Source organism: Winogradskyella maritima (assembly GCF_042650215.1).
Classification (GTDB): Bacteria; Bacteroidota; Bacteroidia; order Flavobacteriales; family Flavobacteriaceae; genus Winogradskyella; species Winogradskyella maritima.
Genome location: NZ_JBHSAT010000023.1, coordinates 212090 through 224722, shown reverse-complemented (window position 1 = coordinate 224722; position 12633 = coordinate 212090). Strand labels below are relative to the sequence as shown.

Here is a 12633-nt window from a genome sequence, read left to right as displayed (position 1 = left end):
TAAAGTAATTGCCTTTTATATTTGAGGCATATTATAAACTCAAAACCCCAATTCAATGAAACGATTACTTCTTCTCATTGCACTTTCCCTTGTTGCATATACGACTAATGCACAGCAAAATGTGAATGACTTATTAGCGGCAGGTGTCCAGGATGCAAAACAATTTACCTCAGATTATATAGATCCCGCTTCAGATGGACTGGCCTACGGTATTAATAATGGTTGGTTTAACAGCGCTGAGGTTGGTGGGCAATTTAAATTTCAGTTGTCGGTTATTGCTAATGCCAATTTTATTAAAGACGAGCATAAGACATTTAGCTTAAACGTCGCTGATTATAATAATGTTCGATTTCCTGATGGGAGTCCGTCTATAAATGTGGCTACCGCTTTGGGTCATAACGATCCTGACATTACCGTAATCGTAGAATACGATGATCCTATTTTCGGTGGAAGTGAGGTAGAATTAATCTTACCAACAGGTATTGGAGCGGAAAATATAAATATCATTCCTACAGCATTTTTGCAAGGGAGCTTTAACATTTTTGATGGTACAGCACTTAAGGCACGATTTTTTCCAAAGGTAGAATCCGAAGATGCTGAAATTGGTTTATACGGTGTTGGTATTCAACAAGAATTCACCAAATGGCTACCAGCGGAATCTGTTTTCCCTGTAGCTATTTCAGGGTTGGTGTCCTATACCCATCTCGATGCAACTTACGATTTTACGGATACAAGTACAATAGATGGCGAAAATCAGAAAATAGATAAAGATGTCCGTACGTTTTTGGGCCAATTGATTGTAGGTACAAAATTGAAAGTCTTTAATTTTTATGGCGGTATAGGCTATTTGGCGGGTACATCAAATTCGGATTTTTTGGGAACTTATAGAGTTTCTGATGGATTTTTATTTTCTGAAGAAATTACAGACCCATTTTCTATCGAAAAAGATATTTCAGGTATTAGAGCATCGGTAGGCGCCAATGTTAAAATCGGATTCTTTGGTATCAATGCGGACTATACTATTGCTGAATTTAATAGTGCCTCGTTAGGATTGAATTTTTCATTCTAGGCTAAGAATATTTTGTACTTTTAAGTGCTATTAATCATCAAACCTAACTATGCTACCAGTTTATAGACGGGCAATGTTTCTTGTTGCCGTTCTTTTCAGTTTTTCGTCTTTTTCACAATCTAATGAGGACATCGATAATGTCGTCACCGATCTTATCTTTTTATCGCAACAATATATAAATCCGGCGGCCGAAGGTGTTTCCATTCAGGCTTCATCGGCATGGTATACCAGTGCAAAAAAGCGTAAACAATGGCACCTAGAACTGTCTGTGCAAGGGAGTGTATTATTTTTACCCGAAAAATTTAAAACCTTCAGGTTAGACCAAAACGACTTGCTGAATCTCCGCGTTTTGTCCGAAGAGCGGTTTGTAAATTTACCAACCTCGATTGGAGGTACGGATGTGTTGCAGTTAGAAGGTATGATAAACGATGATACTTTCAGATTTACTGCACCAGAAGGTATTGATGAAGATTTTGTGAGCCAAGCCAACATTCAAGCGGCCTTGACATTCTGGAAAGGCACAAGTATAATTGTTCGGTATTCGCCAAAAGTAAAAGTGAAGGAAACCAGTTATGATACGTTTGGATTTGGGTTGCACCATAATCTCTCGCAATGGTTTATGGCCGATGATTCAGACTTTAGCTTATCGGTTTTGGCCAATTATTCAAACTTTAACGTAGAAGATACTTTCAGTAATATCAATGTGGTCATTGGTAATTTAAATTCCGTTGCAGTTCAAGGCGATTCGTATACCTTTCAAATAAATGCTTCGCAACAATTGAATAAACTTTCCATTTCCGGAGGTGCTGGACTTATTTCTGGGAATTTCGATTATCAGGTAGGTGGTGACGGCGATTTGATTTTGTCTATTTTGAATGGTGTCCTAGAGAATACCAGCAATTCAGAATCTGTATTTAAAGCCGATTTAGGACTCAATTACGACCTAGGCGATTTTTCCATTAGCTCTATGCTCACTTTCGGGAATTTTGCTAATGTTACCTTTGGTGTCAATTACAATCTTTAGTCCTTCAAACTAAAGAATTCTAACAGTTTTTAACTTCTTAATGGTTTGGGGATTTCGTACTTTTGCAATTCTTAAAATTGAACAAGAACCAAACACATAAAATTAAATGAAAGTTACAGTCGTTGGAGCAGGAGCAGTAGGTGCAAGTTGCGCTGAGTACATTGCTATTAAGAATTTTGCATCAGAAGTTGTTTTGTTGGATATCAAAGAAGGTTACGCCGAAGGAAAGGCAATGGACCTTATGCAGACCGCTTCTTTAAACGGTTTTGATACCAAAATAACAGGAAGTACAAGTGATTATTCTAAAACGGCAGGTAGCGATATTTGTGTGATTACCTCTGGTATTCCAAGAAAACCAGGGATGACGCGTGAAGAGTTAATCGGTATCAACGCTGGTATTGTAAAATCTGTATCTGCGAGTTTAATTGAGCATTCACCAGAAACCATTATCATCGTAGTGAGTAACCCTATGGATACTATGACGTATTTGGTACACAAAACAACAGGTTTGCCTAAGCATAGAATCATTGGTATGGGTGGTGCTTTAGATTCAGCACGATTCAAATACCGTTTGGCCGAAGCTTTAGACGCACCAATTTCGGATGTTGACGGTATGGTGATTGGTGGCCATAGTGATAAAGGTATGGTGCCATTAACGGCACATGCGACGCGTAACTCTGTAAAGGTTTCGGAATTTTTGTCTGAAGAACGTTTAAATCAAGTAAAGGAAGACACCAAAGTTGGTGGGGCAACTTTAACCAAATTATTGGGAACTTCAGCTTGGTATGCGCCAGGCGCCGCGGTTTCAGGATTAGTGCAAGCGATTGCCTGTGACCAAAAGAAAATGTATCCATGTTCAACGCTATTAGCTGGCGAGTACGGATTAGACGATTTATGTATTGGTGTTCCTGTGATTTTAGGGCGTAACGGCATCGAGAAAATTGTTGAAATAGAATTAAGTGATGCTGAAAAAGCGCACATGAGCGAAAGCGCCGAAGGTGTTAAGAAAACCAACGGCTTGTTAGAGCTTTAATATTAATAAATAATTAAAGAGGCTTTTTAAAAGTCATAATTCATTGGCTCTGTCACATTGAGCGCAGTCGAAATGCAATGAAAATTAGAAATTAAATTTTCTCGACTCCGCTCGAAATGACTGATGAATTACTTTTGAAGAACTTCTTTTTAATTAAATACATTATGAAAAAAATACTATTTGCCGTGATGGCATTGTCAATCTCTTTTACAGCATTGGCGCAGGAAAAGTTTGAAGAAGGTAAAATGATTTCTAAGCAAACCATTACTTCAGATAACGAACAAATGAGTGCCATGATGGCGTCAATAGGCGACATTGTAAGTACCACTTATGTTAAGGGGAGTAAATCACGTACTGAAACCTCAAACCCTATGTCTGGAGATATCACTGTTATAACTGACAATGATGCACATGAGATGTTGATGATAATGGATACACCGGGAGGGAAAATGTACTCTAAGCAGTCTGTTAAACCAACTGAAGAGACTTTAGAATCGATTAAAATCGAGAAAGGCACAGAGACAAAAACCATTTTAGGGTATGAGTGCAAGCAGTATACGGTCAGTGCCGACGTAGAAGGCCAGACTATTGAAATGGAATTATTTGTAACCGAAAAAATAAAGCCAATTTTAACACAGCAAACTGCTGTATTGGCAGGCAAGGTGAATGGTTTTCCATTGTATATGGTTATGAAAATGAACCAACAGGGTACTAACATGACGATTACCACTGAGATAACAGAAATGGTCAGTGAATCAGTTGATGAATCAAAGTTAGACATGACACCTCCTGAAGGTTATAAAAACATAGGGCAGTAAACTCTAAAAGATATCAATCTTGAGGGTATTTGAAAAGTTTAACCTTTGTCAATCTGAACTCGTTTCAGATTCTAATAAGAATCAAAAACTAAGTTCGTGAAGATTCTGAAATAAATTCAGAATGACAGGCTAAGAATACTTCTCAAATACCCTCTTTTTGTTATATTTGGCGCATGAAATTAAAATGGCATTTAGGGCTATTGATTGCACTTTTGTTAGTGGTGGGTATCCACCAAAACGAAAGCCAATCGCCTAACCAACAGATTATCGTTAGCGTTTCTGAAACGCAAGATGCTTCTGATGCCATTGCATTGGTGACCAAACAGCTCGGTGCCGTTGGCATTACGGAGCTTTCCATTTCTAAATCGGATAGCGGTCAATTAACCATTGCGTACTATAGCCAAGCCAATGTATCAAGTATTGAAGCCGTTCTTGGCCAGTCAGATATTTTAGAATTATCGACTTCGGAAAGGCAATCGGACGAATCAAATACTGAGCGTTTTTCAGTTAATGTGTCTCAAATATATGCTCAGCAGGTGCCAGCCGGAAGTCTGGATGGTGTTCAGGTTGTGGAATACAAACCAGGATTTGAAGGGCATAAAATCTACGACCTTGATAATGAGTTCTCTTCGAACGTAGTATCTTTTTCAGGGTTTCAAACTGCTTCAAACTTAAATAACGCATATTCAAATCATGAGTATGTTGATGATAAATCCTATCAGATTCCAGAGACACGTGCTGGACCTTCAATCGCTTAAATTCGAACTATAGAAGATGTCTTCAACTTTCGAATTCAAACCAAAACCAAGTCTTTTCAAACTTTAGAAAAGCAATTATTTCAAAATTAAAATCAAACCATTGTCGTGTTTTTAGTTCGAAATGTATTCGAAATAAAATCGGCATAAAACAAACACAAAATGCAAAACAAAGGAATAGTAAAACTGTTCGCGATTCTGTTTGGATTGGTAAGTATTTACCAGTTGAGCTTTACGTTTAAGGCCAATCAATTAGAATCGGAAGCGGAGCAATTCGCGCAAGCCAAGTACGAAGAACCAGCGCTTAGAGCCGATGCTGAAGCCCGGTATTTAGATTCTATAAGTACCACGGAAGTATACAATTTAGGGGTGAAAAACTTCACGTACAATGAAGTGAAAGACAACGCCATGAATCTAGGTCTTGACCTTAAAGGTGGTATCAACGCTATTATTCAGATTTCTGTAAAGGATATCTTAAAAGGCTTAGCCAATAATAGTAAGGACCCAGTTTTTAATCAGGCCTTAGAGCAGGCGAGTGAAGACCAAAAAGATTCTCAGGATTCATATTTGGAGTCCTTCTTTAGCGCTTTTGATGAGATTAAAGGCGATACCAAATTGGCTTCTCCAGATATTTTTGCTAACCGTTCGTTAGAGGAGATTGAATTTGACATGTCGGATGACGAAGTAAAGACCATCATTGAGCGTAAGGTTGATGAGTCTATCGTTTCTGCTTTTGAAGTCTTGCGTAGTCGTATTGATGGTTTTGGGGTAACCTCTCCAAACATTCAGCGTTTAGGCAATACAGGTCGAATTTTAATTGAACTGCCTGGAGTTAAAGACAAGGAGAGAGCAATTAAAGTATTTTCAACTACAGCTCAGTTACAGTTCTGGGAAACTTTTAAAACCCAAGATTTAGCAGGTTACTTACTACAGGTGAACCAAAGATTGGTTGAAGCACAAGACGCAAATAATGTAGAAGACACTGATGAAACAGAAGAAGCAACGACTGAAATTGATTCCACAGACAGTGCTATTGAAGCGTTGACCGGACAAATTGAGCAAGATTCTACAGCCGTAGATGCTAATGACCAAAACCCTTTACGTATTCAAGGCTTAGGACAAGGTGGCCCAATCATCGGAACGTTCTTAGCTAAGGATAGAGATTATGTATTGGCGAAGTTGGAAGAAAACCGTGACTTATTAGGCCCTGATTATCGTTATGCCCGTTTTGCTTGGGAAAAACCAGCAGATGAGGCTTCAGAATTTATAAATCTTTACGCCTTAAAAAGTAATAGAGAAGACCAGCCTCAATTAAGTGGTTCCGTTATTACGGATGCACGTCAAGACTATGACCAGTACAATAAGCCGGCAGTATCCATGCAGATGAATGCCAAAGGAGCAAAGATTTGGGAAGAAATGACGCGAGAGGCTAATGAAACACAAGGTAATATTGCTATTGTCCTAGATAACATCGTTTATTCTGCGCCTGGTGTAACTACGCCTGGAGGAATTTCTGGTGGTAACTCACAGATTTCAGGAAGTTTTAAATTGACTGAGGCTATTGATTTAGCCAACGTATTGCGTGCTGGTAAATTACCAGCTTCTGCTGAAATTATTCAAGCTGAGGAAATAGGACCATCTTTAGGCCAAGAGGCTATTGATTCTGGGATGCGTTCCTTCCTAATCGCTTTAGCTTTTGTTTTAATCTGGATGATTTTCTATTACGGAAAAGGTGGTGGATTTGCCGATATTGCCTTGTTATTGAACATTCTTTTAATCTTTGGTGTATTATCGGGATTAGGTGCTGTTTTAACCTTACCTGGTATTGCAGGTATTGTATTAACCATAGGTATTTCGGTAGATGCCAATGTACTTATCTTTGAGCGTATCCGAGAAGAATTGTATAAGGGTAAAGATCAGAAAGCGGCAATTAAAGACGGTTTTGCAAATGCTTTGTCTTCAATTTTAGACGCAAATATTACTACAGGATTAACAGCATTAATTTTATTCTTGTTTGGAACAGGGCCAATTAAAGGTTTCGCAACGACTTTAATCATTGGTATTTTAACCTCTTTGTTTACAGCAATTTTTATTACACGTTTAATGGTAGATTGGTATGTGAACCGAGGTGGCAAACTAGAATTCTCTACAGCCTTGACCAAAGGATTATTTAGAAATGTAGATATCAAATTCTTGCAGAAACGTAAAATTGCTTATGTCATTTCAGGCTTATTGATTGCGGCGAGTTTATTCTCTTTATTCACCAATAAATTGGATGCAGGTATCGATTTCGTTGGTGGACGTACCTATCAAGTGCGATTTGATCAACAAGTAAGTACAGAGGAAGTGACATCTATTTTAAATGACCCAGCAGTATTTGGAAGTGCTGAGGTTAAAACGATTGGTGATGACAACCAATTAAAAATTTCAACAAAATATAAAGTTGAGGATAATACTGTAGAAGCAGACGAGGAGGTACAATCCAAACTATTTGATGCATTGAGGCCATTGCTTCCAGATGGTATGACCTACCAAGAATTTTTAGATGGTTCTGGTGATTTGGCTATAGGTAAGATGTCTTCGAGCAAGGTGAGTCCGACGATTGCAGATGATATTCAAAAGTCATCCTTTTGGGCGATTCTAGGATCATTAGTCGTGGTCTTCTTGTATATCTTAATCCGATTTAAAAGATGGCAATTCTCATTGGGTGCTGTTGCGGCGGTATTCCACGATGTATTGATTGTATTGGGAATATTCTCATTGACCTACAAATTTATGCCATTTAGTATGGAAATAGACCAAGCATTTATTGCGGCCATATTAACGGTAATTGGTTACTCTCTGAATGATACCGTGGTTGTGTTTGATAGAATCCGTGAATTCTTGAATGAGCATACAAGTTGGCCGTTCGGAAAAACGATTAATGCCTCATTAAACAGTACATTAAGTAGAACTTTGAACACCTCGTTAACAACGTTGGTTGTATTATTAGCGATGTTCTTCTTGGGTGCAGATTCTCTAAGAGGTTTCTTGTTCGCATTAATTGTTGGTGTATTGGTTGGTACCTATTCATCATTGTTTATTGCAACACCGATTATGTATGACACCGCCAAAAAAGGCGATGCGGCAGAATCATTGAAAAAGAAAGTCGTAGAAGAAGAGGAGGAAGTTTAAGCTTTTAATCTCTATAAAGTAATAAACCCTGGCAGAAATGTCAGGTTTTTTTATTCTATGATTTTTTCGCATTTAACTATGGATGGCGTCTGACACCTTCGAGCAAGGCTTTACTCAATTTTTCTTGTGAATCATTGCTATGTAAAACGGAAATCGCTCCTGTGGATTCTAATACAACGGCTTGTACTTGCGAAAATTCCAAAACATTAGCTTCTCTAAGTTTGGCGATCAATTGTCCTTTATCGATACGTGCATAACTTAAATTATCGTAGAGAATCTCATCTTTATCCATTAGTAATAAAGGACGGTTTGAGATTGCATTATTCAGCCATTTGTATTTTCTCTGAAGCGTTGAAAATATTAAAGTTAGGAGAAGCAAACTCGCTATGGCAACTGCACCATGGGCGATTGTTGTGCTGGATGTCAGGGTAGAGGAGATGATGCTACCAATGGCCACTGTAAATGCAAAGTCGTAAGCCGTAAATTTCGCGAATGAGCGTAATCCTATCAGCCGAGTGAGTACTATGATGACCAAAAAGATAAGTGAACTACCTACCAATGTTTCCCATAATGGGTCTTTAATGTTATAAATCCATTCCATATAAATGTGGTTTAAATATGAATATAGGACTTAAAACTTTAAGATTTGATTAATTGCTTGCAGAGAGAAGAATTAGAACTAATCAAGCACAGATAACTTTATTTTATCCCCAACTTCCAGTTGCCATTCATCAGTCAAACCCGCATTGACTTCAAGGACGAATTTTGCAGGGGCTTCAGATGGTAATCCAGTTTCATTGAAAGGCACAGCATTTTTTTGAATACTCACCAGCGTACTATCTGCATCAAAATAGATGATGTCTAATGGAATGCGTGTGTTCTTCATATAAAAGCTTCGCATGGCCTCATCCGGAAAGATAAATAGCATCCCGTGATTAGCTTGAAGCATATTACGGTACATCAATCCCGTTTGGGTTTGGTATTCGTCATCCGCAATTTCAATATCGAGAGTGGTGACGATGGAATCTGTTTCAGCTTTATGTAAACTAAGATTAGCTTCATGTGTGAATTTGATGTCCGATACCACTCTGCTTTTCGACTCGTCTTTGCACGACCAGCTAAGGACGCTTAATGCCAGAATACCGATATGAAACCACGCGCGTTTCATTTGGCTGTTTTTTGTTTCGGTTTATACACAAACATAAAATACAAACCGACTAATATGAATGGAATGCTTAGGAGTTGCCCGGTATTCAATAACCAATCGGCACGTTCAGGATTTTGAGCTTCTTTTACAAATTCCACAAAGAAGCGCACGGTCATTAATAAGAATAAAAAGAGTCCGAAGAGAAAGCCTTCCTGCTCAGATTTTTTGGTTTTCCAATAAAAATAAAACAAAGCCAAAAACACGAAGATGTAGCAAAAGGCTTCATATAGTTGTGCGGGGTGTCGTGGTTCGGTTTCACCTAATTGCTTAAACACAACACCGAAATCTGAGCCTGTAAATTTTCCGATGATTTCAGAATTGATAAAGTTTCCTACTCGTACAAATACGGCGCCCAAAGCCACAGGAATAACAACACGGTCTAAAATCCACATGACGGTTTTCTTCAATACTTTTTTATTGAACAAGTACATTGAAATAATCATGGCAATGGCGGCGCCATGACTGGCTAAACCTTGAAAGCCTGTAAAGCGTATACCGTCTTTAAAACTGAAAGGCAAAAAGATGCTAAAGAAGTCTTCGGTGATTAATTCTGACTGATAAAAAATCACATGACCCAAGCGCGCACCGAGCATGATTCCCAATACAGAATAAATAAATAGAGAATCCAATGATTCGTTGGATTGGCCTTCGTTTTTCCAAATACGTTTCATAATGAAAAAGCCTAGGACAAATGCGACAATCCACATCATGCTGTAGAAGTGCAATGTCATAAAACCTAAATCAATGCCTTTGGTAGGGTCCCAAACGATTTGTAGTGCGTGCATATATCAATGTTTTGATGCGTAAATATACCATTTTAGCAAAGATTGCTAAATGGCTTAAGAATTATTTTCCCGAAGCGTCGGGATTCTTTTCAGGAACTGGGTCATAGCCCGAACCACCCCAAGGATGACAACTAAAAATCCGTTTAATCCCTAACCAACCGCCATTAAATAACCCATGGGTTTCCAGAGCTTCTTTGGTGTAATGCGAACAGGTTGGTTGATAACGACACGTCGCAGGTGTAAATGGCGAAATAGCCGTTTGGTAGAAACGAATAAGAAGTAAAAATGGGTATGTGAGGATTTTTTTTAGCAAAAGGCTTTAATTATTGACTATGGGACTAATAAAAGATATCATTTTCTTGATGCGTTAGGCATATAAAAATCCTGAATTCCAAATATACAATCCCGAAACGTCGGGACAAAATCCCAAAACATTTGTGTTGTTATTCTTCCCTTTGGGAAGATGTCCGACCTTGTCGGACAGATGGGACTAGTTTACCGAAAACGTCGTGCCTTCACGTCCATCGTTCAAAGTGATACCAACTTCCGCTAGCTCATCTCTAATTTTGTCAGACAAGGCAAAATCTTTATTGATTCGTGCTTCTTTTCTTAGGTTGATTAAAATTTCTACCGCACCAGATAGTTTATCAGACTGACCAGAACTTTGCTCTTCATTGGTTAAACCCAAAACGTCAAATACAAAGGTGTGCATCGTAGCTTTGAGTAAAGCGATGTCGTTCTTGGAAAGCGTTACGCTTCCGTCTTTGGTTTGGTTGATGGCTTTAGCACCTTCAAACAAGTTGGCAATTAATATGGGCGTATTAAAATCATCATTCATGGCGTCGTAGCATCGTTGTTTCCATGCGTTGACATCGAAATTAGATTCTGACGACGGTTTAACACCATCAATGGCATCTATCGCATCCATCAATCTGTAGAACCCTTTTTCACTAGCTAAAAGGCCGTCGTTGGTGAAATCCAAAATACTTCTGTAATGTGCTTGCAACATAAAGAAACGTGCAACACTTGGCGCAAAGGCTTTGGTGATATGTTCATTGTCTCCCGTAAAAATTTCATTGGGTAAAATGAAGTTTCCGGTTGATTTTGCCATTTTTTTACCGTTCATAATCAGCATATTGGCGTGCATCCAAAAGTTGACGGGTGGATTGCCACAGCTGGCTTCGGCCTGTGCGATTTCACATTCGTGATGCGGGAATTTTAAATCCATGCCACCACCGTGAATATCAAACTGCTCGCCCAAATATTTGGTGCTCATGGCTGTACATTCCAAATGCCAGCCTGGGAAACCATCACTCCAAGGCGATGGCCAACGCATAATGTGTTGCGGTTCGGCACGTTTCCACAACGCGAAATCCTGAGGATTCTTCTTGTCCGATTGCCCATCTAACTGACGAGTATTGTGTATTAAATCTTCAACCTTACGCTTGCTTAAAATACCGTAGGGTTTTGATTCGTTGTATTTAAGCACATCAAAATAAACAGAGCCATTCACTTCGTAAGCAAGTCCATTATCAATGATGGTTTTGATGATTTCAATCTGCTCAATGATATGGCCAGTTGCCGTTGGCTCAATGCTTGGCGGTAGAAAGTTAAACGTATTGAGAATGTTATGGAAATCCACCGTATAACGCTGCACCACTTCCATGGGTTCAATGGCTTCTAATCGGGCTTTCTTTGCAATACGGTCTTCGCCGACATCGGCATCGTTTTCTAAATGTCCTGCATCGGTAATATTTCTAACGTATCGTACTTTATAGTCGAGATGCCTTAAATAACGAAATACCACATCAAACGACATAAAGGTTCTTACGTTCCCCAAATGCACATTGCTATACACCGTCGGTCCGCAACAATACATCCCTACATAGCCATCCTCGATGGGTTTAAAGGTTTCTTTCTCTCCAGAAAGCGTGTTGTAGATTTTTAGGTCTTGGGATGTGTAAAGCATTGTGGTTTGTTTCGGGTTTATGGTTTGTGGTTTTAAGTTAGTCACATTCGACTAAACAAATAAACAACAAACAGCTTAACTTCTAAAACTGCGTGTCTAATTTAATATAATCCAGAAATTCACGACGGGTTTCTTTTTCCTTGAATTTACCGCCAAATTCTGAAGTAATGGTGCTACTGTCAACGTCGCGGATACCACGGGAATTCACGCAAAGATGCTTGGCATCAATAACACAAGCCACATCTTCAGTCTCTAGTACTGCTTGAAGTTCTTTCACAATTTGGATGGTCAATCGTTCCTGTACCTGTGGACGCTTAGCAAAATAATCGACAATTCGGTTCATTTTAGATAATCCGACGACAGTACCGTTAGAGATATAGGCCACATGGGCTTTTCCTACGATTGGTAATAAGTGATGCTCGCACGTAGAATAAACGGTGATGTTCTTTTCTACCAGCATTTCGCCGTATTTGTATTTATTATCAAATGTTGATGCGCTTGGCTTACGCTTAGGGTCAAGACCTCCAAAGATTTCATTGACAAACATTTTTGCCACACGGTTTGGTGTGCCTTTTAGACTGTCGTCCGTGAGGTCCAAGCCAAGGGTTTCCATAATGTGACGCACATCGTCTTTTATGACATCGATTTTTTCGTCATTGCTTAGTTTAAAAGCATCGGCTCTAAGTGGTGTTTTACTTGCAGAACCAACGTGGTCATCGCCAAAGGCGTCAATGTCTTTATACTCGTTATCTAATTTCATGTCTACTTTTGAATGACTATGATTTAATCAAGAGGCAAA

At 38.9% G+C, this 12633-nt stretch carries 12 protein-coding genes; 6 read left to right on the top strand and 6 right to left on the bottom strand.

Features of this window, described 5'->3' with window-relative positions:
- Nucleotides 1-55: 55 nt before the first annotated feature.
- The 6 genes from ACFOSX_RS14160 to secDF all read left to right on the top strand — a co-directional run bounded on the left by ACFOSX_RS14160 (nucleotide 56) and on the right by secDF (nucleotide 7873).
- The gene (locus ACFOSX_RS14160) at nucleotides 56-1069 is read left to right on the top strand and encodes a DUF6588 family protein (protein ID WP_386102629.1); all 1014 of its coding nucleotides are present in this window, start codon (nucleotides 56-58) and stop codon (nucleotides 1067-1069) included.
- Nucleotides 1070-1118: 49 nt separating this feature from the next.
- Nucleotides 1119-2093: a DUF6588 family protein gene (locus ACFOSX_RS14155; RefSeq protein WP_386102626.1), complete on the top strand. Its 975-nt coding sequence runs from the start codon at nucleotides 1119-1121 to the stop codon at nucleotides 2091-2093.
- Nucleotides 2094-2199: 106 nt separating this feature from the next.
- Nucleotides 2200-3126, top strand: a complete 927-nt coding sequence (mdh, locus tag ACFOSX_RS14150; RefSeq protein WP_386102623.1) for a malate dehydrogenase — start codon at nucleotides 2200-2202, stop codon at nucleotides 3124-3126.
- A gap of 164 nt (nucleotides 3127-3290) precedes the next feature.
- Nucleotides 3291-3944, top strand: a complete 654-nt coding sequence (locus ACFOSX_RS14145; protein WP_386102620.1) for a hypothetical protein — start codon at nucleotides 3291-3293, stop codon at nucleotides 3942-3944.
- Nucleotides 3945-4117: 173 nt separating this feature from the next.
- Nucleotides 4118-4702 (top strand): hypothetical protein, encoded by a 585-nt coding sequence (locus tag ACFOSX_RS14140; RefSeq protein WP_386102617.1) that lies wholly within the window; start codon nucleotides 4118-4120, stop codon nucleotides 4700-4702.
- A 159-nt stretch (nucleotides 4703-4861) separates the two neighbouring features.
- A complete protein-coding gene (gene secDF / locus ACFOSX_RS14135) occupies nucleotides 4862-7873 on the top strand; it encodes a protein translocase subunit SecDF (RefSeq protein WP_386102614.1) in 3012 nt (1003 codons plus the stop codon).
- Between the two features lie 76 nt (nucleotides 7874-7949).
- Here secDF and ACFOSX_RS14130 read toward each other — a convergent pair whose 3' ends face one another.
- The 6 genes from ACFOSX_RS14130 to folE all read right to left on the bottom strand — a co-directional run bounded on the left by ACFOSX_RS14130 (nucleotide 7950) and on the right by folE (nucleotide 12594).
- Nucleotides 7950-8474, bottom strand: coding sequence for a DUF421 domain-containing protein (locus ACFOSX_RS14130; protein ID WP_386102611.1), 525 nt, complete (start codon nucleotides 8472-8474; stop codon nucleotides 7950-7952).
- Nucleotides 8475-8552: 78 nt separating this feature from the next.
- The gene (locus tag ACFOSX_RS14125; RefSeq protein WP_386102608.1) at nucleotides 8553-9041 is read right to left on the bottom strand and encodes a DUF192 domain-containing protein; all 489 of its coding nucleotides are present in this window, start codon (nucleotides 9039-9041) and stop codon (nucleotides 8553-8555) included.
- On the bottom strand, nucleotides 9038-9865 hold the full coding sequence (lgt, locus tag ACFOSX_RS14120; protein ID WP_386102605.1) for a prolipoprotein diacylglyceryl transferase: 828 nt from the start codon (nucleotides 9863-9865) through the stop codon (nucleotides 9038-9040). Before lgt ends, ACFOSX_RS14125 begins: the two co-directional genes overlap by 4 nt.
- Before the next feature lie 61 nt (nucleotides 9866-9926).
- Complete coding sequence (gene yidD, locus ACFOSX_RS14115; protein WP_386102602.1) at nucleotides 9927-10178, bottom strand: membrane protein insertion efficiency factor YidD; 252 nt, start codon at nucleotides 10176-10178, stop codon at nucleotides 9927-9929.
- Nucleotides 10179-10355: 177 nt separating this feature from the next.
- Complete coding sequence (cysS, locus tag ACFOSX_RS14110) at nucleotides 10356-11834, bottom strand: cysteine--tRNA ligase (protein ID WP_386102599.1); 1479 nt, start codon at nucleotides 11832-11834, stop codon at nucleotides 10356-10358.
- An 82-nt stretch (nucleotides 11835-11916) separates the two neighbouring features.
- The gene (gene folE / locus ACFOSX_RS14105; RefSeq protein ID WP_386102596.1) at nucleotides 11917-12594 is read right to left on the bottom strand and encodes a GTP cyclohydrolase I FolE; all 678 of its coding nucleotides are present in this window, start codon (nucleotides 12592-12594) and stop codon (nucleotides 11917-11919) included.
- Nucleotides 12595-12633 lie beyond the last annotated feature (39 nt).

What these genes read in the sequence shown, in the direction of transcription:
- lgt (WP_386102605.1), bottom strand. Translation starts at nt 9,865, where the DNA reads ATGCACGCACTACAAATCGTTTGGGACCCTACCAAAGGCATTGATTTA.
- secDF (WP_386102614.1), top strand. Translation starts at nt 4,862, where the DNA reads ATGCAAAACAAAGGAATAGTAAAACTGTTCGCGATTCTGTTTGGATTG.
- mdh (WP_386102623.1), top strand. Translation starts at nt 2,200, where the DNA reads ATGAAAGTTACAGTCGTTGGAGCAGGAGCAGTAGGTGCAAGTTGCGCT.
- ACFOSX_RS14145 (WP_386102620.1), top strand. Translation starts at nt 3,291, where the DNA reads ATGAAAAAAATACTATTTGCCGTGATGGCATTGTCAATCTCTTTTACA.
- folE (WP_386102596.1), bottom strand. Translation starts at nt 12,594, where the DNA reads ATGAAATTAGATAACGAGTATAAAGACATTGACGCCTTTGGCGATGAC.
- cysS (WP_386102599.1), bottom strand. Translation starts at nt 11,834, where the DNA reads ATGCTTTACACATCCCAAGACCTAAAAATCTACAACACGCTTTCTGGA.
- ACFOSX_RS14140 (WP_386102617.1), top strand. Translation starts at nt 4,118, where the DNA reads ATGAAATTAAAATGGCATTTAGGGCTATTGATTGCACTTTTGTTAGTG.
- ACFOSX_RS14160 (WP_386102629.1), top strand. Translation starts at nt 56, where the DNA reads ATGAAACGATTACTTCTTCTCATTGCACTTTCCCTTGTTGCATATACG.
- ACFOSX_RS14125 (WP_386102608.1), bottom strand. Translation starts at nt 9,041, where the DNA reads ATGAAACGCGCGTGGTTTCATATCGGTATTCTGGCATTAAGCGTCCTT.
- ACFOSX_RS14130 (WP_386102611.1), bottom strand. Translation starts at nt 8,474, where the DNA reads ATGGAATGGATTTATAACATTAAAGACCCATTATGGGAAACATTGGTA.
- ACFOSX_RS14155 (WP_386102626.1), top strand. Translation starts at nt 1,119, where the DNA reads ATGCTACCAGTTTATAGACGGGCAATGTTTCTTGTTGCCGTTCTTTTC.